19 protein-coding genes are annotated in these 24,156 nt (G+C 67.3%); 9 read left to right on the top strand and 10 right to left on the bottom strand.

Going from position 1 to position 24,156, the window contains the following annotated elements; translation table 11 throughout:
• Window positions 1–32: 32 nt before the first annotated feature.
• From GWI72_RS01780 to GWI72_RS01770, 3 genes are all read right to left on the bottom strand, one after another.
• Window positions 33–569 carry a lytic transglycosylase domain-containing protein gene (locus GWI72_RS01780; RefSeq protein ID WP_209000125.1) on the bottom strand — a complete coding sequence of 179 codons (537 nt, stop codon included), beginning with the start codon at window positions 567–569 and terminating at the stop codon, window positions 33–35.
• Window positions 570–1,115: 546 nt separating this feature from the next.
• Entirely contained in the window at window positions 1,116–1,877 is a 762-nt protein-coding gene (locus GWI72_RS01775) for an N-acetylmuramoyl-L-alanine amidase (RefSeq protein ID WP_348272630.1), read from the bottom strand.
• On the bottom strand, window positions 1,874–2,566 hold the full coding sequence (locus GWI72_RS01770) for a TerB family tellurite resistance protein (RefSeq protein WP_161675197.1): 693 nt from the start codon (window positions 2,564–2,566) through the stop codon (window positions 1,874–1,876). The genes GWI72_RS01775 and GWI72_RS01770 overlap by 4 nt, the downstream gene beginning before the upstream one ends.
• A gap of 185 nt (window positions 2,567–2,751) precedes the next feature.
• Between GWI72_RS01770 and GWI72_RS01765 the strand changes: the two genes are divergently transcribed.
• Entirely contained in the window at window positions 2,752–5,007 is a 2,256-nt protein-coding gene (locus tag GWI72_RS01765; RefSeq protein ID WP_161707720.1) for a putative bifunctional diguanylate cyclase/phosphodiesterase, read from the top strand.
• 43 nt (window positions 5,008–5,050) lie between these two features.
• Here GWI72_RS01765 and arsC read toward each other — a convergent pair whose 3' ends face one another.
• Window positions 5,051–5,461, bottom strand: coding sequence for an arsenate reductase (glutaredoxin) (gene arsC, locus GWI72_RS01760; RefSeq protein WP_161675193.1), 411 nt, complete (start codon window positions 5,459–5,461; stop codon window positions 5,051–5,053).
• 523 nt (window positions 5,462–5,984) lie between these two features.
• On the opposite strand from arsC, the gene GWI72_RS01755 reads away from it, so the two are divergent.
• Window positions 5,985–7,094 carry a GNAT family N-acetyltransferase gene (locus GWI72_RS01755; RefSeq protein WP_161707719.1) on the top strand — a complete coding sequence of 370 codons (1,110 nt, stop codon included), beginning with the start codon at window positions 5,985–5,987 and terminating at the stop codon, window positions 7,092–7,094.
• Window positions 7,095–7,188: 94 nt separating this feature from the next.
• On the opposite strand, the gene GWI72_RS01750 is transcribed toward GWI72_RS01755, so the two are convergent.
• A complete protein-coding gene (locus GWI72_RS01750) occupies window positions 7,189–10,800 on the bottom strand; it encodes a hydantoinase B/oxoprolinase family protein (RefSeq protein WP_161707718.1) in 3,612 nt (1,203 codons plus the stop codon).
• A gap of 161 nt (window positions 10,801–10,961) precedes the next feature.
• On the opposite strand from GWI72_RS01750, the gene GWI72_RS01745 reads away from it, so the two are divergent.
• The 3 genes from GWI72_RS01745 (at window position 10,962) to GWI72_RS01735 (ending at window position 13,935) form a co-directional block, all read left to right on the top strand.
• Window positions 10,962–11,498 (top strand): winged helix DNA-binding protein, encoded by a 537-nt coding sequence (locus tag GWI72_RS01745; protein ID WP_161675188.1) that lies wholly within the window; start codon window positions 10,962–10,964, stop codon window positions 11,496–11,498.
• A gap of 88 nt (window positions 11,499–11,586) precedes the next feature.
• Complete coding sequence (locus GWI72_RS01740; protein WP_161675186.1) at window positions 11,587–11,919, top strand: hypothetical protein; 333 nt, start codon at window positions 11,587–11,589, stop codon at window positions 11,917–11,919.
• A gap of 258 nt (window positions 11,920–12,177) precedes the next feature.
• Entirely contained in the window at window positions 12,178–13,935 is a 1,758-nt protein-coding gene (locus GWI72_RS01735; protein WP_209000034.1) for a methyl-accepting chemotaxis protein, read from the top strand.
• A gap of 142 nt (window positions 13,936–14,077) precedes the next feature.
• On the opposite strand, the gene GWI72_RS01730 is transcribed toward GWI72_RS01735, so the two are convergent.
• A complete protein-coding gene (locus tag GWI72_RS01730; protein WP_161707717.1) occupies window positions 14,078–14,857 on the bottom strand; it encodes a HugZ family pyridoxamine 5'-phosphate oxidase in 780 nt (259 codons plus the stop codon).
• Window positions 14,858–15,059: 202 nt separating this feature from the next.
• Between GWI72_RS01730 and GWI72_RS01725 the strand changes: the two genes are divergently transcribed.
• Window positions 15,060–15,644: a BA14K family protein gene (locus GWI72_RS01725; RefSeq protein WP_161675183.1), complete on the top strand. Its 585-nt coding sequence runs from the start codon at window positions 15,060–15,062 to the stop codon at window positions 15,642–15,644.
• A 161-nt stretch (window positions 15,645–15,805) separates the two neighbouring features.
• Here GWI72_RS01725 and GWI72_RS01720 read toward each other — a convergent pair whose 3' ends face one another.
• Window positions 15,806–17,026: an alanine racemase gene (locus GWI72_RS01720; protein ID WP_161675181.1), complete on the bottom strand. Its 1,221-nt coding sequence runs from the start codon at window positions 17,024–17,026 to the stop codon at window positions 15,806–15,808.
• 230 nt (window positions 17,027–17,256) lie between these two features.
• On the opposite strand from GWI72_RS01720, the gene GWI72_RS01715 reads away from it, so the two are divergent.
• Together GWI72_RS01715 and GWI72_RS01710 are read left to right on the top strand one after the other, a co-directional pair.
• Window positions 17,257–17,898, top strand: a complete 642-nt coding sequence (locus tag GWI72_RS01715) for a LysE family translocator (RefSeq protein WP_161675179.1) — start codon at window positions 17,257–17,259, stop codon at window positions 17,896–17,898.
• A 7-nt stretch (window positions 17,899–17,905) separates the two neighbouring features.
• Window positions 17,906–19,189, top strand: coding sequence for an amidase (locus GWI72_RS01710; protein WP_161675178.1), 1,284 nt, complete (start codon window positions 17,906–17,908; stop codon window positions 19,187–19,189).
• A 24-nt stretch (window positions 19,190–19,213) separates the two neighbouring features.
• Here GWI72_RS01710 and GWI72_RS01705 read toward each other — a convergent pair whose 3' ends face one another.
• Complete coding sequence (locus tag GWI72_RS01705; RefSeq protein ID WP_161675176.1) at window positions 19,214–19,882, bottom strand: TetR/AcrR family transcriptional regulator; 669 nt, start codon at window positions 19,880–19,882, stop codon at window positions 19,214–19,216.
• A gap of 127 nt (window positions 19,883–20,009) precedes the next feature.
• Between GWI72_RS01705 and GWI72_RS01700 the strand changes: the two genes are divergently transcribed.
• Window positions 20,010–21,176, top strand: coding sequence for an MFS transporter (locus GWI72_RS01700; RefSeq protein WP_161675174.1), 1,167 nt, complete (start codon window positions 20,010–20,012; stop codon window positions 21,174–21,176).
• 106 nt (window positions 21,177–21,282) lie between these two features.
• Here the strand turns inward: GWI72_RS01700 and GWI72_RS01695 are convergent, their stop codons facing one another.
• Together GWI72_RS01695 and GWI72_RS01690 are read right to left on the bottom strand one after the other, a co-directional pair.
• Window positions 21,283–22,353 (bottom strand): DUF2336 domain-containing protein, encoded by a 1,071-nt coding sequence (locus tag GWI72_RS01695; RefSeq protein ID WP_161675172.1) that lies wholly within the window; start codon window positions 22,351–22,353, stop codon window positions 21,283–21,285.
• 1,100 nt (window positions 22,354–23,453) lie between these two features.
• Window positions 23,454–24,062 carry an FMN-dependent NADH-azoreductase gene (locus tag GWI72_RS01690; protein WP_161707716.1) on the bottom strand — a complete coding sequence of 203 codons (609 nt, stop codon included), beginning with the start codon at window positions 24,060–24,062 and terminating at the stop codon, window positions 23,454–23,456.
• Window positions 24,063–24,156: the final 94 nt, after the last annotated feature.

Below are 24,156 nucleotides of genomic sequence, written 5' to 3'. Positions count from 1 at the left end.
TCCGGGCAGCGGCTGCAGCGCGATGCGGCGGATCAGGCGGAGGCCAGGATGACCTTGACCTTGCCGCAGTAGCGCTTGCTGGTCGGGTTCATGCGCTTGGCGAAGTGACCGGCGTTGTAGCGCAGCACCGTGCCGCAGGTGTCGCCGGAGGCGAGCTTGTGGGCGCCGGCGAGGTAGCGCATGCCCCATTCCAGATTGGTGGCCGGGTCATAGAGGGCGCGGACCGAGCCCCGGAAGCCGAGGCCACGGGCGGTGGCCGGCTTGATCTGCATCAGGCCGACTTCGCCGGCACTGCCGCGGGCGCGGGGATTGTAGTTGCTCTCCACCTTGATCACCGCATGGGCGAGCGCCAGCGGAACGCCGTGGCGGGCAGCCGCCTCGGCGATGAGGGCGTCGAACCGGTCGCTCGGCCCGCGCGGCGCGGTGGCATCGGCCGTGCGGTCGGCGGTCGCGGCGGCGCCGGGCTTGCCCTTGCGGGTGATCACGAGCCCGGCGGGCACCGCCTCGTCGACCGGACGCAGCGCCGGACGCAGCACGCCGGAATCATCCTCGACGAGCACTTCGCGCATGTGCGGTTTCGTCTTGGTCTTGCCTGCTTCGATGCCGGGCTTCGGCAGCAGCGCGCGGCCGCCGCTCGCCTGGACGGGTGCGGTGGTTGTGGCGACGGACAGAAGAAGGGCGAGAAGGCCAAGCGCGGCCCGGCGCAAGGTCGTGCGCGACTGAGACATCCAGTCTTACTCCGTTTTTTGTTTTTTGATCGGTCAGCGGTTTTGTCGAGGCGCAGAGAAATGACCGCGACCTTGGGCCAGAATGGGCCAGGATCAATCACGAAATGTTACAGACGTTAAGGATAATATGGCGAAATCAAAGATGATTTTTCGTCAATTCCTGCAGAATCAGGCAAGATCCGGGCAGCAATACGGCATGTTGCGGCCGCACTGCGGAGACGCTCGGGAAGACGTCTGGATCGGGCAAGAACTGATCTGCACGCCCTGCCGCGAAATCAGGGAGCGGCGCCGGAATGACCTTCCCAAAGGGAACCCGGGCACCCTGCCCCTGCGGCAAGGCACCGTCATGAGAACACCCTCAAGTTGCAGCGCTCCGCCGGACCCGGGTCAGTCCAGGGCCGGCAGGCTGGTCAGCAGCTGATGCAGCGTGGCAATCGTCGAGGCATCGGCGATGCCGTCCACGCGCTCGGGGCGGAAGTGTCGCTGGAAGGCGCGGACCACCGCGGCCGTCTGCGCGTCGAACACGCCGCTGACGCGGATGTTGTAGCCGTAGATGGCCAGCATCGACTGCAACGCCTCGATCGGCTGCCCGCTCTCACCTTCCTGGAAGAAGCGCCCGCCACTGACCGGGACCGGCGGCACATGATGCACGAGCCCGCGCGCGGCCAGGAGGTCCCAGGGAAACAGCTCGCCCGGATCGTCCTTGCGCTCGGGCGCCACATCCGAATGCGCGAGGATCCGCCAGGGGGCGATGGCATGACGGGCTGCAATGTCGGCGACGAGGGCGATGACCGCCTCCACCTGCGCCGGCGGGAAAGGGCGATAGCCCCAGGCATGGCCGGGATTGACGATCTCGATGCCGATCGAGCGGGAGTTGATGTCGGTCTCTCCCTTCCAGAACGACGTGCCCGCGTGCCAGGCTCGCCGGGCTTCAGGCACGCATTGCAGGACTGCCCCGTCCTCCTCGACGAGATAATGCGCCGACACCTCGGCGCGCGGATCGCACAGCCGCTGCAACGCACTCTCGCCGTCCTGCATCCCGGTGTAATGCAGCACGATCATGTCGATGGCGGCGCCGGGGCGCCGGTCGTTGTGGTTGGGCGAGGGATGCACCTTGGCGGCCAAGCCGCAATCCGTCTTCACACTCACAGGCCGCGCTCCGCACTGATCTGGGCATAGGCCGCATTGAGAGCGGCCAGCCGGTCATTGGCAATCCGGACGAATTCCTCGGGCACGCCGCGGGCAATCATCACGTCCGGGTGGGTTTCGCGCACTTCCCGCCGGTAATGCGCCTTCACCGCCTCGTCGCTGGCGTCCGGCGAGATGCCGAGCACGAGATAGGGATTGGACCGCTCCCGCACGTGCCGGGCCAGGACCTTGGCGAACTCGCGCTGGTCGAGCCCGAAGATCTGGCTGACCCTCTCCAGATACTGCACCTCGTCGGGATGCACGACCCCGTCCGCCTTGGCGATGGAGAACAGCCCGTCGAGAATGTCGAGCAGGGTCTTGCGGTCATAGGGAAACAGGTCGGCGAGCTTCTTGGCGTAGGTCTCGTAGCCGGCGATATCCTGCTTGGCGAGATTGAACAGGCGCGCCACGTTGGCCTCCTCGCCGGAGGGGATCTCGAACAGGTCGCGGAAGGCGATCACCTCGTCGGTGGTGACGACCCCGTCGGCCTTGGCCATCTTGGCCGAGAGGGCGATCATGGCCACGGTGAAGCCGACCGAACTGGTGCCCTCGGGCCGCGCCAGCACGAGCTGGACGAGCCGGTCGATGATCTGGACGCCTCCCGCGCCGATGGCCGCGACAATGGCGCCAATGCTGCTCCAGACACTCACCTGCCCGCTCCCTGACCTCTGCCGCGCCCCGTGGACCGGCAGGACCGATCTTCCTCGCAGTACAGGCACCGGCCCTTGGAGTGCAAGCCCCTCGCACATCTTACGGAGGGCCCATAAACCTGACCGAAACCTCTGATCGCTAGACTGGCAGCACTCAGGGATTGGAAAAAGGCATTTTCCGGACAATGACCCCGCTTTCGCGACGCCGCAACCTGGCTACGGTCGGCGCCATTCTGGTGCTCATCGCCTTGCTGGCCGCCAGTGTCTTCGCCAGCAACCGGCTGATGACCCGCTGGCTGCTTGTCCACAGTCTCGAGAGCGCGATCAGCGGCTGGAGCCAGGTGGCCGTCAGCCTGCACGGACGCACGCCCGCCGGCGCTGCGCAGGACAACGCCCCGCGCATCTCCACCGAGGGCCTGCGCCTGACGACCCTGACCGACACGTTCGAGCTGAAGCCGGCCGAGGAGGCCGCCAAGCCCGTGCTGGGCGATACGCCCGCCTACATCCAGCGTCTGGCCGACCAGGCCCGCCGCGAGCTGGGCTCCGATGCGGTTCATGCAGCCAGCGCCGTGGTCTTTCCCTCCGCGACCGGCTGGTCGCTCGAGCAGGCGCAGCGCCTGACCGCCGGGCTTCCCGAGCGCTTCTTCGCCGCCCAGGTTACCGCCGACGAGGTCACCCGGTTCCTCGCGTTGCTGCACGACAGCAGCGCGCCGCAGGCCACCCTGTACCGCACCTGGTGGGGCGGCGTCGAGCCGCTTGCCCTGATCGGCACGCCGATGCGCCGGGAAGGCCAGCTCTATGGCGCCAGCCTGATGCTGGTCGACATCGGCCAGGTCATCGGCTCGGTCAACCGGGTGCTGATGATCGTCACCGCGCTGATCGTCGCCCTGTGCATCTTCTCGCTCTCCATTTCGGCCTTCGTTCTCTGGGTCCGCTTCCGCGACGTGGTGCGCACCAACCGCAACATCGAGTTCCTCGCCCACCATGATCCGCTGACCGGCCTGCCGAACCGCGCCGTCTTCAGCGCCAAGCTGAACGAGGCCCTGCGGCTGGCCCATGCCAAGGCGAGCAACCTCGCCGTGATCCTGATCGACGTGGACAAGTTCAAGGCGATCAACGACACCTACGGCCACGGCACCGGCGACATCTTCCTGCAGGTGATTGCCGACCGGCTGCGCTCCGTCTTCGGCGAGCATCTGGTTGCCCGCCTGTCCGGCGACGAGTTCGCCGTCATGGTGACGAGCCACTCCGACGTGGCGCGCATGACCAAGATGGCCAGCGACATGATCGCCGCCACCAAGGCGCCCTGCGTGATCGACGGCATCGAGATCCAGATCTCGCTGTCGATGGGGCTTGCCCGCGCCAACGACGGCAGCTGGCGCTCCTCGCGTCTGCTGCATTGCGCCGATCTGGCGCTCTACCGCGCCAAGCACTCCGGCCGCTCGACCTTCGTGTGGTACACGTCGGAGATGGATGCCGAGGCGCAGAAGCGCAAGGAAATCGAGGCCGGGCTCGTCAAGGCGCTCAAGTTCGACCAGTTCGAGCTGGTCTACCAGCCGCAGTTCTCCCTGCACGACAACCGGCTGAAGGGCTACGAGGCCCTGATCCGCTGGGAGCATCCGACCAAGGGCACCATTTCGCCGGATGTCTTCATCTCGGTGGCCGAGGACACGGGCCTCATCGAGGACATCGGCGACTGGGTCCTGCGCCGCGCCTGCCAGGAGGCGGCAACCTGGGAGGACAAGAGCCTGCGCGTCGCGGTCAACTTCTCGCCGGCCCAGTTCCGGGCCGGAGAGACCCAGAAGAAGGTGGCCAAGGCGATTGCCGAGTCCGGACTGGATCCCCGCCGGCTGGAGATCGAGATCACCGAAAGCCTGCTGATTGCCGACACGGATGCGGTCGTCGAGACGCTGGAGGATATCCACGCCCTCGGCGTCACCATCGCCATGGACGACTTCGGCACCGGCTACTCCTCGCTGAGCTACCTGAGCCGCTTCCCCTTCGACAAGATCAAGATCGACCGCAGCTTCATCCGCACGCTTGGCCGCGACATCGGGACCGACGCCATCGTCACCTCGATCATCGGCCTCGGCCGGTCGCTGAATGTCCAGATCACCGCGGAGGGCGTCGAGAGCCAGGAGCAGGTGACGTTGCTGCGTGCAGCCGGCTGCGATCTGGTGCAGGGCTACCTGTTCGGCCGCCCGGGTGCCGTGCGGCAGGGCATCTCGACCATGTCCGCTGCCGAGGCGCCGCTGTCCCGGCCGCATCCCGACGCAGCGGATCAGACCGCTGCGGTCGCGGACGACGACGTGCGCGAATGGACCCTCGATGCCTCCGGCCCGGATGGCAAGGCGGCCTCCGGCGGCACGAATGACGCCTTGCTCCAGCCCCTGCCGGCCATGCCCGAAGATGCCATGGCCGCACGGGCGGCGGCCCAGTAGCCGCCGGGTCGTCCGCCGGCCGCAGGCCGGCGGGATCCGCGCCTCAGGAGGCCGCCGGAGCCTCGACCACTTCGCCGTCTTCCTTGACGAAACGGCCGATGGCGGGATTGGGGAGGATGTCCAGCACCACCTCGGACGGACGGCACAGGCGCACGCCCTTCTCCGTGACCACGAGCGGACGGTTGATCAGGATCGGATGCGCCAGCATGGCGTCGAGCAGCTGGTCGTCGGTCAGGTCCGGATTGTCGAGCCCCAGCTCGGCGTAGGGCGTGCCCTTCTCGCGGATCACCTCGCGCAGGCTCAGCCCGGAGCGGCGGACCAGATCCTCGAGCTCCGCCCGCGACGGCGGCGTCTTCAGGTACTCGATCACCACCGGCTCTTCACCCGACTGACGGATCATGGCCAGCGTGTTGCGCGAGGTGCCGCATTCCGGGTTGTGGTAGATCGTGATCATGCTGCTTCCCCTGTGGTTCGGTCTGTCACGCGGTCTGGTCCCCGGCCCAAAACTCTGGCCAAGAACTCCGGCCCAAAACTCTGGCCCAAAACTCCGGCCCAGAACTCCGGCCCAGAACTCCGGCAAGAGACGCGGCAAGGCACCAGACTTCGCATCCGGTCTGTCTGGCGCCCCGGCCCGGACCTCGTCCCCGCGACGGCGGTCGCAGCGGGCCGGTCTGGCCTGCGGCGGGCGGCGGCCGCATGACGCTTCGGAAGCTGCTGTCTAATCCGGCACAACGTCACATTTATGACAGTCTGACGTCACCACGGCCCGCCCTGTCGCAGGCCAGGGACCAGGCCGAACCGGAAACAGTGAGCAACAGCCGTTAACGATACGGAAAAGAAAAACAACCGCTAATTGACTCAAAACGGAGGGATTATTAACATATTATTAATCTGAACTCTTGGTCGGGATTGCCATGTTTCCGTTGTCTGCTCAACGTCATGAATTGGTCAATGCTGACGAAGTTGCTGCATTCTTCATGCAGAACCCGACATTTGCACCTGTCTCGCCCTTTCAGTCCGCCTGGTTCCTCTCGGCTTTTCTTGAAGCATCACCTCCTGATGCGGGACACAAGATCATCGTCCACACCCTGCGTGATCCGCAGACGCTCGAAATACTTGTCGCCTTGCCCGTGATGCAGACGCGCAGCTATGGCGTTCGCCGCATCCAGGCGCCAGGCAGCAGCTACTGCGACATCACGGCACCCGTTTTGAGCGAGCGTTTCCTTGCGCTCCCGCCAGCGACGCGCAGCCAGTCGCTGGAGCGGCTCCTGTCGCAGATCCACGACGGCGACTACATCCGCCTGCCCAATGTCACCGCCACGGTGAACGGCCAGCCCAATCCCCTGTTCGACCAGGTGTCGCGGGCACGCCAGCAGGCTGCCCAGTACAGCATGTACCTGCCCGACAGCGCCCCGGACCGGCGACCGTCGCGCTCGGCCTACAAGGAATATGAGGGCAAGTACCGCAAGCTGGAGCAGAAGGGCTACACGTTCCGGGAAGTCGAGGGGGCAGAGCCCCGGCTTGCGGCCATCGACACGCTGCTCAGGCTCCGGGCCGAGAGCTTCGCCGCCCGTGGCATGGCCCAGCCCGACGCGACGGCCGCCTCTGCGCTCTACCGCGCGCTGGTGCGGCGTCCGGATGCGGTCAACCGGCTGCATGTCCTGGTGCTGGCCGATGCGGGCGGCGACATCGTCGCCGGGGCCGCCCTGATCGGCGGCAAGACCTGTCTCAACGGCACCCTGCTCGGGATCTCGGGGCCGGAATGGCGCCGCCTGTCGCCAGGCATGGTGCTGATCATGAAGATCCAGGACTGGGCCCGCGACCGTGGCTTCACGCATCTGAACTTCGGCGCTGGCGACCAGTCCTACAAGGAAAAATTCGGCGCGCATGCGGTTCCGGCCGGCGAGATCGTCCGTGCGCGCACCGTGGTCGGTCGCCTGCATCTCTACGCCTGCGACCTGCGTCGCCAGGTTGCCGGGCTCGGCCAGCGGCTACGCAGCGGCCCGGGCCTGCTGCCCGGCATGCGCACGACCGCGCTTGCGGCGGCCACCCAGGTCGAGACCGCGGGCATCGCCGCCTTGCTCTGAGGCCGGGCCAGCCCGCCCGCAGACGCGTGGACCGGGGCCCGCGAGAGCCCCGGCACCGCCGTCCTTGCTGTCTCGCCGGCCGCGCGGCCGGGCCTCAGTCCGCCGCGCCCCAGCCGCCAGCCGTCGGCGTGATGACGGTCACCGCCTCGCCGGCCTCCAGCACCGTCTGGTCGCAGCTCGCCAGCACCTCGATGCGACCATCCAGCCGCCGCACCTCCGTGCGCCCGATCGTGCCGTCACCGCCGCCCATCATGCCCTTCGGCGGCAGGGTGCGGTGCGAGCCGAGGATGGCGCAGTCCATCTTCTCGAGGAAGCGCAGCGTGCGCCGGGTGCCGCCGCCGGCCGACCACTTGCCCTGCCCGCCCGAACCCGGGCGGATGTGGAAGTCCTCCAGAAGGACGGGGAAGCGGAACTCCAGCACCTCCGGATCGGTCAGACGCGAGTTGGTCATGTGCGTGTGCACGCCGTCGGTGCCGTTGAAGCCGGGACCGGCCGGCGATCCGGAGCAGATGGTCTCGTAATACTGGTAGGTCGCGTTGCCGAAGGTCAGGTTGTTCATCGACCCTTGCGCATTGGCCATGGCGCCCAGCGCGGCGAAGAGCGCGTTGGTGACATGCTGCGAGGTCTCGACGTTGCCGGCCACGACCGCCGCCGGATAGGCCGGCTTGAGCATGCAACCATCCGGGATGATGATGTGGATGGGCTTCAGGCAGCCGGCATTCATCGGGATATGGCCATCGACCATGACGCGGAAGCAGTAGAGCACCGCCGCACGGGTCACGGGTTCGGGCGCGTTGAAGTTGTTCGGCTTGACGCCGGTGGTGCCGGTGAAGTCGACCGTCGCCTCGCGCTTGTCCCGGTCGACGGTGATCTTCACCCGGATCACCGAGCCCTGGTCGGTCGGATATTCGCAGGAACTGTCCTTGAGCGCCGAGATCACCCGGCGGACGCTTTCCTCCGCATTGTCCTGCACATGGCCCATGTAGGCCGTGACCACGTCGAGGCCGAAGTGGTCGACCATCTTGCGCAGCTCCTGGATGCCGCGCTCGTTGGCCGCGATCTGCGCCTTCAGGTCCGCGACATTCTGGTGCACGTTGCGCACCGGATAGGGATGCGTGGTCAGCAGCTCCACCAGCTCCGCCTCGCGGAAGCGGCCCTGGTCGACAAGCTTGAAGTTGTCGATCAGCACGCCCTCCTCGTCGACCGTGGTCGCGCGCGGCGTCATGGAGCCCGGCGCCGAGCCGCCGACGTCGGCATGGTGCCCGCGGCTGGCGGCCCAGAACAGGATCTCCTGGCCCTCGTCATCGAAGACGGGCGAGACCACGGTGATGTCCGGCAGGTGGGTGCCGCCGTTGTAGGGCGCGTTGAGGGCAAAGACGTCGCCGGGACGGATGTTGCCCGCGTTCAGCTTGATCACCGTCTCGACCGAGCGGTCCATGGAGCCGAGGTGCACCGGCATGTGCGGCGCATTGGCCACCAGCGCGCCGGTGCGGTCGAACACGGCGCAGGAGAAGTCCAGCCGCTCCTTGATGTTGACCGAATAGGCGGTGTTCTGCAGCGTCACGCCCATCTGCTCGGCGATGGACATGAAGAGGTTGTTGAAGACCTCGAGCATGACTGGGTCGGCATGCGTGCCGATGGCCGCCGCCCGGTCGAGCGGCACGACGCGGGTCAGGATCACGTGGTCCTTGGCGTTGATGGTCGCGCGCCAGCCTGGCTCGACGACAATGGTCTGGTGCGGCTCGATGATCAGCGCCGCCCCGTCGACGCTCATGCCGGGGGCAAGGCTGGCGCGGGCATAGACGGCGGCATCATGCCAGGCGCCGGCGGAATAGAAGCGGGTCATGCGGGCAGGCGTGGCCGTGCCGCTTGCCAGCGTGCAGTCGGGTTCGGCAATGCCGGCGCCGCCGCCGAAGCTCTCGACCTCGACGGCCTCGACCACCACGGGCTTGTTCTCGTAGGCAAAGCCGAACTGCTTGCGGTGCGCCTCCTCGAAGGCCGCGAGCATCTCCTCGACCGACGACAGCAGCACCGGCATCGGCGTGTCCGTGCCCTCGTAGCGCAGATGCGCACGCGACAGCGTCTGGCGGTCGGCGGCCGCAACGCCCTGCCCCGTCAGCTCGGCCTCCGTCTCCGAGGCGAGCCGCTGGGTCAGCCGGGCGAGTTCGGGCAAAAGGGCGGCATCGAGCCGCTTGACCACCGCCTGCTGCCGGTTGGCGCGGATGTCGGCAAGGCCCATGCCATAGGCCGACAGGATACCGGAGAAGGGATGCACGATGACCGTGGTCATGCCCAGCGTGTCGGCCACCATGCAGCCGGACTGCCCGCCCGCGCCGCCGAAGCAGGTCAGGGCATATTCGGTCACGTCATAGCCGCGCTGGACCGAGATCTTCTTGATGGCGTTGGCCATGTTCTCGACGGCGATGCGCAGGAACCCGTCCGCCACCTCGACCGCCGTGCGGCCATCGCCGATGCGCTCGGCCAGCTCGGCAAAGGCCACCTGCACCGCCTGGGTGTCGAGCGGCTGGTCGCGGCCGGGGCCGAAGATCTTCGGGAAGAAGTCGGGCAGCAGCTTGCCGGTCATGACATTGGCATCGGTGACCGCCAGCGGCCCGCCGCGGCGGTAGCATTTCGGGCCGGGATTGGCACCGGCCGAATCCGGTCCGACCTGGAAGCGGCCATCCCGGTAATGCAGGATCGAGCCGCCACCGGCCGCCACCGTGTGGATCATCATCATCGGCGCGCGCATGCGCACGCCGGCCACTTCCGTCTCGAAGGCCCGCTCATAGGTGCCATCGAAATGGCAGACATCGGTGGAGGTGCCGCCCATGTCGAAGCCGATCACCTTCTCGAAGCCGGCAAGCTTCGACGTCTCGACCGCGCCGACCACGCCGCCGGCCGGGCCGGACAGGATGGCATCCTTGCCCTGGAACAGGTCCGCCGCCGTCAGGCCACCGGAGGACTGCATGAACATGAGGCGCGGCCCCGCGCCCAGCTCCTCCTGCACCTGCGCCACATAGCGACGCAGGATCGGCGACAGATAGGCATCGACGACGGTCGTGTCGCCGCGCCCCACCAGCTTCATCAGCGGCGAGACCTCATGGCTGACCGAGACCTGCGGGAAGCCGATGGCCCGCGCCATGGCGGCAACGCGCCGCTCGTGATCCGGATAGGCATAGGCATGCATGAAGACGATGGCGACCGAGCGGATGCCGTCCGCATAGGCGGCCTCCAGCGCGGCGCGGGCGCCGGCCTCGTCCAGCGGCAGTTCCAGCGTTCCGTCGGCGCGCAGGCGCTCGGCGATCTCGTAGACCCGCTCGTAGAGCAGCTCCGGCTTGATGATTGCCTTGGCGAAGATGTCGGGCCGGGCCTGATAGCCGATGGCCAGCGCATCGCGGAAGCCGCGCGTCGTGAACAGTGCCGTGCGCTCGCCCTTGCGCTCCAGCAGCGCGTTGGTGGCGACGGTGGTGCCCATCTTCACCGTGGCGATGCGGCCGGAGGGGATCGGCGCGCCGGCGGAAAGGCCCATCAGCTCGCGGATGCCCTGCACGGCGGCATCGCGATAGGCCTCCGGGTTTTCCGACAGGACCTTGTGGGCGTGGATGCTGCCGTCCGGCGCCCGGCCGACGATGTCGGTGAAGGTGCCGCCGCGGTCGATCCAGAAATCCCACTGACCGTCAGCCTGACCCGCGATCTGCCCGCTCATGCCATCCTCCCAAATGCAAAACCGGTGTTCCGGCGCGGCTTCTGTCGCCCGCAGCCGGACTTGTGAGGGGAGCCTAGCGCGACAAAAAGAATTTGTCGATAAAATATCGACAAGATGCCATCATGCAGTCTCTTCCCCCTCTGGACCCGGACGGAGCCGCGATGACCCAGGATGACGACAAGCCCGACCTGCCGCCGATCGGCCCGATCGTATCGGCCTCGCACCTTGCCTCGGGCGCGATGCCGGCCCTGTCCGAGATCGAGTTTGCCGTCACCATGATGGTCAACGCCTACCAGCGCTGGATGGTGCGCTGCATGGCGGCTGCCGGTGTTCCGGCCATGAGCCCGCTGGAAGTGCAGGTGCTGCATCAGGTCAATCACCGCGGCCGCGAGAAGACGCTGGCCGATGTGTGCCTGGTGCTGAACATCGAGGACACGCACACGGTGACCTATGCCCTGAAGAAGCTGGAACAGGCGGGCCTGATCGTCTCGGGCAGGCGCGGCAAGGAAAAGACGGCTTCCATAACAAGGGAAGGTGAACGCGCCTGTCTTGAGTATCGCAGGCTGCGTGAAGCGCTTTTGGTACAACCGGTCAAGTCGATCGGACTGGACGAGCAGGAACTGTCCCGCCTCGCTGCTGCGCTGCGCACCATCTCGGGCAACTATGAACAGGCCGCACGCGCCGCAGCTGCGATGTAGATCACAGTTTCATAAGCATTTTCTGCTAGACCAATGACATCCGCAGCCCGCGGATGTCTTTGCGACATGTCGCAATTGGGAGACTTAAATGAAGTTCGTTTCGATGGGTGCCTCGCTCGCTCTGCTGATCGCCAGCGCAGGCTTTGCGTCCGCAGGCAGCTGGGTGTTCAACCTGGAAAACAAGTCCGAATCGCATGTGACGTCGTTCCGCACGCAGGAAAACGGCGCCTGGAGCCAGAACTGGCTCTCCGAGAATGTCGCCCCGGGCGAGACCTTCGACATGGACTTCGGCACTGACGAAGGCTCCTGCGTCGTCCGCACCCGCATCGACTTCACCGATGGCACCTACATCGATGCCGACATCGATTACTGCGACATTTCCCTGATCACCGTCCGCAACAAGGACGTGGTCTGGAAGTAATCGGACCTCGTGAAAATTGACAGGCCGGGCGAGCAATCGTCCGGCCTTTTTTTGGCAATTCGCGCAAGGTGCCGTTAAGGCAGAATTCTCAATCAGTCTCGCCACTGGCAGGTTGTATACAATTTTATTAATTAACTTACCGGACTATTCGCTCAGGACGGACACCATGTGACACATCAACGCAAAGCGGGAGCCAGACATCCTTACCGAACAGGCATGAGGATGAAAAAGCGACTCCTGCGTGCAATGGGGATAGTCATGAGCAATGTAGGTCAGCACGCGTCTGCCTTGCGTTCTGTATCGGCCAAGATCCTTGGCATCGTCATTTTTCTCGCAACAGCCATGATCGCCGTCGCCTCGGTCGGCGTGATCCAGATGGCGTCGATCGGCAAGGAATTGCAAGGGATCGCGGACGCGAAGATCCCGTTGACGGCAACAGTCTCAACTGTAACGGCACGCCAGCTCGAACAGGCCGTGCTGCTGGAGCGCATCTTCCGCGCCGGACAGATCACCGCTGACGGCCGCAACACCGAGACCTTCATCCAGAACTTCGACCAGCTGAACCGGGAGGTCGATGAAGAAATCCTGCTGGCTGAGGCCCGGGCAGAAGCGGTCATGAGGCTGGCCCGGGACGAGCAGGAGCGGGCGCTGTTCGGCTCTTTCCTGGCCAAGCTCAAGGCCATCGAGGCCGAGCACAAGTCCTATGCCGACGGGGCAGCAGGCCTGAAGGCCCTGATCCGCGAGGGCCGGATCGCGGAGGCATCCACCGTCGCCACCACGCTGGAAGTCAAGCAGGAGAAGCTCGACACCGCGCTGACCGATCTTCTGTCCGAGTTGAACGCTGCCACGGAAGCATCGGCCACGGCCGCCTATCAGCATGAACAGAACGGGCTCGTGAAGCTCGTCCTGGTCTCGGCCATTGCGATCGGCCTCGGCCTGCTGGTTGCCAGTTACCTCGCGATCTACGGCATCAGCCGTCCGCTGCGCACGGTGACCCATGGGCTCAACCGGCTGGCGCAGGACGACACCACGGTCGAGATCCGGGTGCGCAACCGCGACGAGATCGGACAGCTTGCGACCGCCTTCACCACCTTCCGCCAGAAACTGATCGAGATGCGGGAGCTGCAGGAGCACATGCGCGAGGAAGAGCAGCGTATCGAGGCCGAGAAGCGCGCCCTGATGCTGCGGCTGGCCGACAATCTGGAGGCCAGCGTGAAGCAGGTGGCCGACCATATCTCGGACGCGATCCTCGAGCTCGAGCGCGCCGCCAACCAGATGGCGCGCAACGCCGAGACCACCTCGAGCCAGGCCAACACCGTGGCCGCCGCTGCCGAACAGTCGACGGCCGGCGTCCAGTCGGTGGCCGGCGCATCCGAGGAACTGGCCGCCTCGATCCGCGAGATCAGCCGGCAGGTCACCCTCGCCCTGCGGTCGGCCGGGCAGTCGCGGACCACGGCCGACCAGTCCAGCACGACGGTCAGCGGCCTCGCCGTCTCCGCCCAGCGCATCGACGAGGTCATCGGCCTCATCAACGACATCGCCGACCAGACCAACCTGCTGGCGCTCAACGCGACCATCGAGGCTGCCCGCGCCGGGGAGGCCGGCAAGGGCTTCGCGGTCGTCGCCGCCGAGGTCAAGGCCCTGGCCAACCAGACCGGCAAGGCCACGGACGACATCAGCCGCCAGATCGGCGAAATGCAGTCCGGCTCGGTCGCGACCGAACGGTCGATCGGCGACATGGTCCAGTCGATCGGTCTCATCAACGAGCAGATGACCGCCATCGCCTCCGCCATCGAGGAACAGAACGCGGTCACCGCCGAGATTGCCCGCAACGTTGCCGAGATCGCCAATGGCAGCCAGGAGGTGACCCAGACCATCGTCCAGGTGCGCGAGAGTGCGGTCGATTCGAGTGCCGGCGCGCGTCAGGTCCTGTCCACGGTCGAGGATCTCACGCGCCAGTCGGAGCTCCTGCGCCGGGAACTGGACGACTTCCTGCTGCACATCCGCGCGGCCTGAACCGCCAGGCAGCACCATCCGGGCCCGGTCCCTGGACCGGGCCCGGCACTGTCATTTCAACCAGCTGGTTCAATCTCTCCCGTCAGTCCGGACAAGGCGAGCGCAAGCGAGCCGCTGATCCGGGATGACGGAGGATGCCGGGCTAACCCGAAGTCACCTGTGTTGCCCGCGCCTTGCCGGCAAGGTCGACGAGGGCTGCGCGCAGGTCGCCCGGATGCTCGAGGGGCGTGTCGAACCACAACCGGGCCGACTGGTCACCGGCCTGCAGGTCGAGCCCTTCCGGATCAAGCCCGGCCAGACGCCAGCTTCCCTCGCCCGCCTTGCACAGCACTTCCGCGTAGAGCTTCACCGCGTCGGCGTGATCCTCGTTCATGTGGGCGACCGCGCCGGCCTCAAAGGACTCCAGCCGGGTCCAGCTTGCCTCCGGAAGCACCAGATCCTCGCGCGTCGGGGCGAAGGCCTTGCCGAAGCCGCCATTCAGGCTCGCCCGCTCAATCTCGAGGCGGTAGAAGGCAAAGTCGGGAAAGTCGACATAGAGCTCCGCCTTCGGATGGCGGGCGAGGTAACGCCGGCGCAGCCTCGCATGCTCGCCCGTCTCCCGCTCCAGCTTCCGGGCGCGGCACAGCAGCGTGATCCGGGGATGGGCCAGCGGATCGCCCTTGCCGGGTTCGCCGAGCAGCAGCGAGCAGCGCGGGTCGGCCGCAAGGCCGGCGCTGTGGCCGGACAGGCTTGAGGCCAGCATCACCGGCGTTCCGTCGAGATCGCACACGACGGCCACCCGGCTGGACATCGGGTGACCCGTTTCCGGCTCCAGCACCGCCAGCGCCCCGTGCCGGGCCAGGCGCATCAGCCCCTTGGCCTGACGACGGGCGGCATCGTCGGTGTCCTGCAGCACATCCTTCTTCTTTGGCGTTTCAGCCATCTTGTCTTCCTGTAAGATGCAGATCTCCCTCACCGCCAGTCTACCGGCTTCCGGTCCCGAATGCAGCCTCGCCGGCCTCTTTTGGACAGGACTGCAAAGATGAACGGCAGATGAACGGCGATCTCAGGATGCGTTCAGTGGCCGCGTGCGAGAGTGACACCATCGAAGGAACGGACAGCGTTCCGAGCACGGAGTTCAAGAGATGACCCGCTTCAAGCGCAGTGCAGTCGCCCTTGCCCTGACCGCAAGCATGCTGGTTCCGGTTGCAGGCCCGGCTCTCGCCGGCGACGGCTGGGGTGAGCGTGGTGGCCGCCACGGCTGGAGCAACGACTGGGACGACGACTACCGTCACCGCCCCTACAATCCGGACCGCAAGCGCAAGTCCGACAACACCGATGCGGCGATCGCTGCCGGCATCATCGGCCTTGCCGCCGGCGCGATCCTGTTCGGCGCGATGAGCGACAGCAGCACCTCGGCCCCACCGCCGCCGGCCTATTACCCGCCGGCGCCCGCCCCGGTCTATGGCGGCGGCTATGGCGGACAGGTCTATGGCAGCCCGGTCTACGGTGGCGGCTATGGCGGCGTGGGCCGGATCCCGGAACCGAGCGTTCCCGTCGATGATCATCCGATCATCGTGCATGGCGGTCAGGTCGCCGGCGGCCAGGGTGTGGGCTACCAGCCCTGGAGCCCGGCCTGGTACGACTACTGCCGCGCCCGGTACCGCAGCTTCAACCCGCAGACGGGCACCTACACCACCTACGCCGGCGAGCAGCGCTTCTGCCAGTAACGGCAGCGCCGCACCCGCGCCCGCCCGCGCTCCGCGCGGGCAAAGGCTCTCCGCCACCGGTCATCCCCTGCCCTGCCCCCGAGACCGGAGGCGGACATGCGAGGGGCCGCCCTCACGGGCGGCCCCTCTGCGCATCTGGCTGCCGCCGGCCGACGGCAGCCTCAGTCGGCCATGGTCTCGATCGAGGCAAAGCCCTGCGGCGCGTCGCCGGCATGGAAGGGCTCGTCCACCTCCACCACCGTATCGGGATAGAAGCCGTTGAAATGCGTTCGCAGCGACAGGCTGTAGGCGCCAATGTGGCCGATCTCGATCCAGTCGCCCGTATCGACCGTTTCCGGCAGCCAGAAGGGGCGCGACAGGATGTCGACACTGTCACAGGTGGCGCCACAGACCTTGAAGGGAACGATCTCGCCCGCATTGCCGACCCGCCGCCGGCGTGCCGGATCGGGAATGAACCGGGCCGGCAGCGTGATCTTGCCGGTCCAGCTGTCCGACAGGGAGGCCCAGATCCCGTCGTTGATGTAGAGCCGGCGCCCCTTCTTCAGCAGGACCCGCACGATCAGCGAGATCGAGCGCGCCACGATCACCCGCCCCGGCTCTGCCACCAGCGGCATCGTGTCGAAGCCCCAGTCGGCGATGTCCTTGCGCAGCTCCGCCATCAGGTCAGCCAGATCCGGCATCGCCGGCGTCTTGCGGCGCGGATCGTGGCCATAGACGGCCGGAAAGCCGCCGCCGACATCCAGCTCGCGGATCGGAACCCCGGCCCGGGCCCGCACCCAGTCGGCCGAGGCCAGCGCACGTTCGTAGGTCTGCGCATCCTCGATCTGGCTGCCGACATGGAAACACAGGCCACAGCGGAAGCCGATGCGGTCGATCCGCTGCAACAGTTCCACCGCATGGGCCGGCGCGGCGCCGAACTTCTTCGACAGCTCGTAGGCCGCATGGCCCTTGGTCGCCAGGCGGACGAACAGGGTGATCTCGCCGGGGTCGATGTCGAGCGCGCGCACGATCCGCAGGATCTTCGCCACCTCGTCCTCATGGTCGAGCGACAGGGTGCGGATGCGGTAGGTCTCCAGCGCGAGCCGGATGTCCGACTGCGCCTTGACCGGGTGCATGTAGAGCATCTCGGCCGTTGGCGCGACCGCCCGCACGGCGGCAAACTCGGCCGGCGAGGCCACATCAAAGCAGTCGATGCCGGCATCGGCCAGGGTCTGCAGGACGAAGGGCTCGCCGTTGGTCTTCACCGCATAGGCCGTCTTGCCGGGGAAGGACGCCTTGAAGGCCTGGGCATCTTCCCGCAGCACCGCGGGGCGAAAGCAGTAGACAGGCTGGTCGGGACGCAGGGACAAGGTGGCATCGACGGCAGTCCGGAAGCGTTCCATGCGCGGTCTCCTCAGCAAATCGGCGCGGCTGGCGCCCTGGTCCCTCGTCGCCACGGACCGGCAAGGCCGGTGGCCAACTGCACCCCGATTCCCGGACCCTAGCAAGTCTCGACGACAGTTCGGTGCCGTCCGGCCGCATCTGGCCTGACCGGTCAGCCGTTGCGGACTTGCAGTCTGGCCGGTTCCATGGCTGACTGGATGGGACCTGCCGCCGCAAGGACGCCTCTTCCATGACCGCCGAACTCTATCTGGCCTATGTGGTCGCCACGCTTGTCGTCGTCGCCATACCCGGTCCCACGGTGCTGCTCGTGGTCAGCTACGCCCTGGCGCATGGGCGCAAGGCGGCCACTGCCTGCGTGCTCGGGGTGGCCCTCGGCGATGCCACGGCAGCGACGGCGTCCCTGCTGGGTCTCGGCGCGGTGCTGGCCACCTCGGCAACCGCCTTTTCGGTGCTGAAATGGGTCGGAGCCGCCTATCTGCTGTGGATCGGCGTGAAGATGTGGCGCCAGCCGCCGGTCGAGCTCAGTCTTGACGCCGACGCCCGGGCCGCCCTGTCGATGGATGCCTGGCGGGTGTTCTGGCACACCTATGCGGTCACCAGCCTGAACCCGAAGGGCATCGTGTTCTTCATGGCCTTCCTGCCCCACTTCATAGCGCCGCAAGCCCCGGTCGCTCCGCAGCTCGTGCTGCTTGGCGTGACCTTCGTGGCCATGGGCGCGATCAATGCGCTCGTCTACGCGCTCTCGGCCTCCGCCATCCGCGAAAGGATCCGCAAGCCCGGCACGCTGCGGCTGTTCAACCGGATCGGCGGCAGCCTGCTGATCGGGGCGGCGGCGATGACGGCGGCGCTGCGCCGCGCGGCAACCTCGTGAGCCGGTCATGACCCACGCAGCCGAGGTTCCGCTGCAGGCTCTCGATCTGGCCCGCGCCCTCGTCGAGGGGCGCGAGACGCCGGCCTCGCTCCACGCCCGCTGCCTGGAGGCCATCGCCCTGCGCGAAGCGGCGGTCCAGGCCTTCACCCATTGCGAGGAATTGCTGGCGCGTCCGCCCGCCCCCGCCGGCGGCGCCGCGTCAGGCCCCCTCGGCGGCCTGCCCGTGGGCCTCAAGGACATCTGCGACACGCTCGCCTTCCCCACAAGCTACGGCTCGCCGATCTACGACGGGCACCGCCCGGAGGCCGACAGCGCCATCGCGGCCAGCATCGCTGCCGCCGGGGGCTATGTCCTCGGCAAGACCGTGACGACGGAATTCGCCCATCTCAATCCTGCCCGCACCCGCAACCCGCACAATCTCGACCACACGCCCGGCGGCTCCTCGTCCGGGTCGGCGGCCGGGGTTGCGGCGGGGTTCTTCCCCCTGGCCATCGGCACCCAGACCGGCGGCTCGATCAACCGGCCCGCGTCCTACTGCGGCGTGACCGGCTTCAAGCCGACCTTCGGCACCCTGCCCCTGTCCGGCACCAAGCCCTATTCACCGACACTGGACACGCTCGGCCTGTTCGCGGCGCGGGTGGATGATGTGGCCTTTGCGGCGGCCGCGCTGACCGGCCAGCCCCTGCGCACCGACGGCGTCGAGGCCGGGGCGCCGCATGTCGCGCTGGCGCGGGGACCGCTGTGGCACGAGGCTTCGGACGAGATGCAGGCTGCCGTCGAGACCGCCGCACGCCTTGCCGAACGGCGCGGCGCACGGGTCACCACGATCGACCTGCCGCCGGAGTTTGCCGAGGTCCACCGGGTGCATCCGGTCATCTCCGACCATGAGGCCGTGACGGCGCTGGCCCGCGAGCTGCTGCTCCACGCCGACGCCCTCAGCCCCATCCTGACCGCAGCGCTGGACTTCGGCCGCAAGGTGACCCCCGAGGCATATCGGCAGGCCCAGGAGATCGCCCGTGTCGGCCGTCGGGCGATGGCGGGCGTGTTCGGCCGCTTCGACGTGGTGCTGACCCCGTCCGCCCCCGGCGCTGCCCCGCGGGGGCTCGGCTCGACCGGAGCCTCCACCTTCAACCGCGCCTGGACGCTGATCGGCGGACCGACGGTGACGGTGAGCGGTCTGAGGGATGCCGCCGGCCTGCCGCTCGGGGTGCAGGTCTGTGGTCCGGCAAGGGCCGACGCCCGCACCCTGCTGGCGGCAGCCTTCCTTGAACGGGCGATCCGGACCGGCTGAGTCCCGTGTCCTGACGGCAGGCTCTCAGGCCTCGCCGCGCGCACGGGCGGCCGCAAGCTCCATGCCGTCCATGATCCGGTCGAGCGCCTTGCGGAAGGCGCGCCCCTCGACCTGGCGGCGGAACTCGCCCGCCAGCCGCGTGGTGTGGGGAAAGTCGGCCGGCGCCAGCTGGTCGGTCTCGTCCAGCATCGCCTGCGAGGCCGGGCGGAGCAGCCCGCCGGCCTCCGCCGCCGCCAGACCAAGCACCGCCGCATACCAGCCGACGCAATAGTCGACCATGTCCTCCGCATTGAAGCCGGCATCGGCCAGCGCGACATAGACCATCTCCGCATGCCGGATGTCGGCCGGCCCCGTCACCCAGAAGCGCAAAAGCAGCGGGAACGTATGCGGATAGGCGAGAGCCACGCGCCTGTACTGGAAGGCGAGGTTCTCCAGCCGGCTGCGCCAGGGCGTCGCCGGATCGACCGGGATCAGCTCGGCGTTGAGCCGGTCGCCCATGGCCCGCTCCAGCTTCTCCTTCGAGCCGAAGTGATACTGCACCGTCATCGGATCCAGACCGAGAGACTGGGCCAGCCGCCGCAGGCTGAACCCGTCCGGCCCTTCGGTCTCGCGCATGCGGATGGCCGCATCGAGAACCGCCTGCGGGTCGATGCCCCGTGGTCCCTGACGTCCCTCACCGGGTTTTTTCGACATCGCAGAAATTTTTCCCTTGCCATTCCTACGCCGTAGAATTACACATTCTACACCGTAGAAATCAAGTCAAATGCCACCTGGCGCCACCGCGCCGGGACGGTTTTGCGCATCGAAAGGAGACCTCAAGATGAGCAGCCTTACCGCCCGGTCCGACCGTCGCGCGCTCGGCCTCGCCGCCGTGATCGGTTCGACCTTCTTCCTGGGCCTTGCCCACGGGATCGGATATCCGCTGACTGCCGTCAGCTTCGACCGCTGGGGCGCGCCCGGATGGCTGACGGGTCTGGCCGCCGGCATGCCGGCGCTTGCCGCACTGGTCCTGCTGCCCTTCGCGCCCCGGCTGGCCTTCCGGCTCGGCCTCGTGCCGGCGATGGTGGGCGGCTGTGCCATCGGCCTCGCCGGCTTCGTCCTGATGCCGCTGCTGCCGAGCGTCGAGGCCTGGCTGGTGCTGCGTTTCATGATGGGCATCGGCCTGCTGTTCCCGTGGCTCCTGGGCGAGACCTGGATCAACGCCGCCGCCGAGGATGCCAGCCGCGGCCGCGTGCTGTCGCTCTACACCGTGGCCCTGTTCGGCGGATACGGCATGGGCCCGGTGCTGCTCGGCCAGATCGGCACCGACGGGATGCAGCCCTTCCTGATCGCCGGCAGCGCCCTGCTGCTCGCCGTCCTGCCACTGGTGGCAGCCGCGTCCCTTGCGCCCCGGATCGACGGCCACGCCGGCGGCAACCCGTCCGCCGTCGCACGGCTCGTGCCGCTTGGCATGTCGGCAGCGCTCGTGGCCGGCACGCTGGAGTATGCCTATATCGCGCTGCTGCCGAGCTTTGCCGCCCGCCTCGGGCTCGCCGAAGCCCTCGGGCTCGGTCTGGTGACGGCCTTCCTCTGGGGCGGCGTGACGCTCAGCTTTGCCTTCGGCTGGCTCGCCGACCGCATGGACCGGACCCGTCTGATGCTCTGGATGCTGGCGGCCTTCCCCGTGGTGGCGCTGGTGTCCGGCCTTGCCACGGCGATGCCGGGTGCGGCGCTGGCGGCAACCTTCCTGCTGGGCGGGCTGGCCTGCGCCTTCTACACGCTGGGCCTGGCCATTCTCGGCGAGCGGCTGCGGCCGCAGGATCTCGCGCCTGCCAATGCCGCCTTCCTGGTGCTGTATCAGGTCGGCACGCTCGCGGCCCCGCCGGTTGCCGGTGCTGCGATGGATGCGTGGGCGCCCTGGGGCTATCTCGCCGCCGTCATCGGCTTCGGTCTTGTCGCTCTGGCCGCAGCGATCTGGCTTGCGGGCCTGGAACGGCGCCGGAGCTGACCCTGAAAAGGAGCTGACCCTGAAACGGAGCTGACCCCGAAACGGACGAAGGCCGCCCGCGCGGCCTTCGGTCCCTGTCCCGGACGGGACTGTCGCTGCGCCGGTCTCAGGAGGCCTTGCGCATCCGCTCCTTGATCGCCTGAAGCGCCCGGCTTGCGTCACCGCGCTGCACCCGGGCATAGCGGGTGAAGGCGTCGTTGAGATCCTTGGTCGTGAGCTTGAGCCGCTTGGCCCGCATCATGACGATGTTCTTGTAGGCCACATCCGAGACGCCGTTGGCCCGGCAGAGGATGTTGAGCACCGTGTCCTCGGGATTGAACACCACGCGGGCGACGGATTCATGCGGCAACTCGCTCAGCTCGGCAAAGAGCATGGCAAGATCGACCGGCCGGTCCCCCTTGGTGAACTGGTTGACCGCATCATCGACCGGCCGCTTGCGCGCCTTGACGTCGCGAATCAGCATGTCGGCCTTGTTCTTGGCGCTGCCGAGATCGCGCACCTGCGCATGGACTTCCTGTGCCGCCCGCTCGGCCAGCAGGTTGACCAGCGTGTTGTCGCCGCCCATCTCCTGGATGCGCCGGCGCAGCTCCTCCGACAGGAACGACACCAGCCGGCGCGCGCCCTCTTCCGGAATGTCGTTGCGCCCGATCAGCGCTTCCTGGATCTGCGGATGCGCGCGCGCCTTCTCGACCAGAAGATCGAAGGCATTGGCGCTGAACCGGGCCGCCTCGTTGCCGGCCACCTTGGCCAGGACCGACGAGGACCCCCGGTCGACGATGACGCTGGTCACCTCCTCTTCCAGCGGCCGCCGGTCGGCGATGGCACCCAGGTGGTCCATCGAGCCGGTGCTGGCGATGTCGACGAGATCGGAGGTGGTCAGGACCGGCGAGTTCTCCAGCATCGGCTGGGCGACGGAGAAGTCGTCCTTGGCGAGGTGGAAGGCGAGGTCATGCGGCGTGTTCGGACTGTCGGAGATGCGCACCGCCAGGGCCATGCGCGCCTCGTCCTCAAGCTGTCCGATGACCTTCAGCACGATGTCGCCGAACAGCAGGCTGACATGGTCGACCTGCTCGGGCGGGGCGGCGAGGAACATGTCGGTCACCGCCTCGACAAGCGACTGCCGGCCGCCTGCCGAGCGATCAAGCGCCAGCTCGGAGAGCTTGCTGAGACTGACCATTCCACCTCCCGGAAACCGGGTCTCCCTGTTATCCGGCTACCCTAGGGGCAAATTGGTTAATGCGACATTAACGCGCAGCCTTCTGTTCATCACTGCGATTAATGAATTCAGTACATCGGAGCAGATTTTCACATCTTCCCGATGACGGGATGTTCACGTTGCGCAGACCCGCGAAAACGCCTGAATAAATGCGTGTCGCGAGCGGGGAAATACGCAGTTTCCGCCAGTCTCGCCTCGCAGCTTGCAAGCGGACATCGTGATATTCCAGTTTGCGCCCTCCGGATGATCGACAATCACGACGCGAAAATGCCGCACGGTTGTGCGCTGCGGAAACTTTTTTGGATCGACAGCGGCCGACAGTTCACTACATTAAGGATTGTGCAGGAAATGGACATCGGGAGGCCAGACTATGTCGATCGTCCGTCATCTTGACGTCATCGCCGTGTGTGCGGCGTTCATGTTCCTCGGGGCCATCATCATCGGCCTCGTCTAGGAAGCACTGGGGCCCGGGCATCCGGGACCGGCGGACCATGCCAGAGGAGCACCGGATGCTGCCGGACGGATCCGTCCGGACGGCAGCACCGGGGCGGCAACGCCCGTCGAACGTGCCAGGCGACCAGCGACCGGCGCAAGCCTTGGCCGCGTCGCAGCCCGCCCACCCAGGCTGATGCCCAAGCTGATACCAGGCGTGGGGTCGGGCAGCATAAGTGCGAGGGACGGTTCTCGGTCGGGCAGGACGCCACACTGCCCGGCTTTGTTTTTTCTCACGCCTCCGCCCGCAGTGTCTCTGTCCTGCGTCCCATGCCGATGCCGGGCCGGGCGACAACGTCAGGTCCCGTCCGGACCCCGTTGGACCGGACCACCCGAACGCCTCCCGGCCGCCCCGCCTCCCCCTGCATACCCTGCGCCCGTTTGCCCTTTCGCCCGCCGCGCTTCCCTTGCACGGCCGCAGCGCGCTCCCCCAATCACAGGCCCGCCGCCGGGCGAATGAAAAACCGCGCGGCCTTGCGGCCACGCGGCTCCTTTTTGTCGATGGGGACAGCATCGATGCGGACAGCGCCTGCGGCCTCAGCCGGACTGGCGGGCCCGCCGGCTGCAGATCAGGCCGCGCTGGACACGGCCTGCTCGACGGCGGCCCGGGCAGCGGCGCGCTTGGCCTCGACGTCGGTCGAGTACAGGTCGGCGGCGACCACCTGCACGTCGGTGATGCCGACAAAGGCCAGCACGTGCTTCAGGTACGGGGTGGCGAAATCGACCGGGGAGTTGACCGGCGTGCCGCCCGTGGCCACCACGAGATAGGCCTTCTTGCCCTTCAGCAGACCTTCCGGGCCAGCTTCGGTGTAACGGAAGGTCTCACGCGCACGGGCGATCATGTCGACCCAGGCCTTGAGGCTGGACGGGATGCCGAAATTGTAGAGCGGTGCGGCGATGACGACCACATCGGCCGACTTCAGCTCGGCCACCAGCGTGTCCGACAGGGCAAGCTTGAGCTTCTGCTCCGGGGTGCGCTCGGCCGGGTCGGTGAAGTTTGCGGCGATCCAGGCCTCGTCGACGATCGGCAGGCCGGCCGACACGTCGCGGGTCAGCACGCGGGCGTCGGCATCGGACGCGAGCAGGCGCGCGACCAGCGTGTCGGTCATTTCGCGGGTCATGGACCCGGCCTTGCGAGCGGAAGCATCGATCTTGAGAATGGTCTTGGCGGTGGTCATCTGGGGCTCCTGCACATGTCCCGGTCGCGCCGGGTGTTCAACTGAGCCTCAATATATGCGGGCCTCCGCCAATGACTATTGCAGCAGACGTGAA

Source organism: Pannonibacter sp. XCT-53, from assembly GCF_009915765.1.
Lineage (GTDB): Bacteria > Pseudomonadota > Alphaproteobacteria > Rhizobiales > Stappiaceae > Pannonibacter > Pannonibacter tanglangensis.
Note: the sequence above shows the minus strand (reverse complement) of the source record. Positions and strands in the feature narration are given on the sequence as shown.

Bases quoted from the DNA above. Each gene is read 5' to 3' on its own strand.
- GWI72_RS01745 (WP_161675188.1), top strand. From the start codon at position 10,962: ATGACCCAGGATGACGACAAGCCCGACCTGCCGCCGATCGGCCCGATC.
- GWI72_RS01730 (WP_161707717.1), bottom strand. From the start codon at position 14,857: ATGGCTGAAACGCCAAAGAAGAAGGATGTGCTGCAGGACACCGACGAT.
- GWI72_RS01765 (WP_161707720.1), top strand. From the start codon at position 2,752: ATGACCCCGCTTTCGCGACGCCGCAACCTGGCTACGGTCGGCGCCATT.
- GWI72_RS01755 (WP_161707719.1), top strand. From the start codon at position 5,985: ATGCAGAACCCGACATTTGCACCTGTCTCGCCCTTTCAGTCCGCCTGG.
- GWI72_RS01710 (WP_161675178.1), top strand. From the start codon at position 17,906: ATGACCCACGCAGCCGAGGTTCCGCTGCAGGCTCTCGATCTGGCCCGC.
- GWI72_RS01740 (WP_161675186.1), top strand. From the start codon at position 11,587: ATGAAGTTCGTTTCGATGGGTGCCTCGCTCGCTCTGCTGATCGCCAGC.
- GWI72_RS01705 (WP_161675176.1), bottom strand. From the start codon at position 19,882: ATGTCGAAAAAACCCGGTGAGGGACGTCAGGGACCACGGGGCATCGAC.
- arsC (WP_161675193.1), bottom strand. From the start codon at position 5,461: ATGATCACGATCTACCACAACCCGGAATGCGGCACCTCGCGCAACACG.
- GWI72_RS01750 (WP_161707718.1), bottom strand. From the start codon at position 10,800: ATGAGCGGGCAGATCGCGGGTCAGGCTGACGGTCAGTGGGATTTCTGG.
- GWI72_RS01735 (WP_209000034.1), top strand. From the start codon at position 12,178: ATGAGCAATGTAGGTCAGCACGCGTCTGCCTTGCGTTCTGTATCGGCC.
- GWI72_RS01715 (WP_161675179.1), top strand. From the start codon at position 17,257: ATGACCGCCGAACTCTATCTGGCCTATGTGGTCGCCACGCTTGTCGTC.
- GWI72_RS01690 (WP_161707716.1), bottom strand. From the start codon at position 24,062: ATGACCACCGCCAAGACCATTCTCAAGATCGATGCTTCCGCTCGCAAG.
- GWI72_RS01720 (WP_161675181.1), bottom strand. From the start codon at position 17,026: ATGGAACGCTTCCGGACTGCCGTCGATGCCACCTTGTCCCTGCGTCCC.
- GWI72_RS01725 (WP_161675183.1), top strand. From the start codon at position 15,060: ATGACCCGCTTCAAGCGCAGTGCAGTCGCCCTTGCCCTGACCGCAAGC.
- GWI72_RS01780 (WP_209000125.1), bottom strand. From the start codon at position 569: ATGCGCGAAGTGCTCGTCGAGGATGATTCCGGCGTGCTGCGTCCGGCG.
- GWI72_RS01695 (WP_161675172.1), bottom strand. From the start codon at position 22,353: ATGGTCAGTCTCAGCAAGCTCTCCGAGCTGGCGCTTGATCGCTCGGCA.
- GWI72_RS01700 (WP_161675174.1), top strand. From the start codon at position 20,010: ATGAGCAGCCTTACCGCCCGGTCCGACCGTCGCGCGCTCGGCCTCGCC.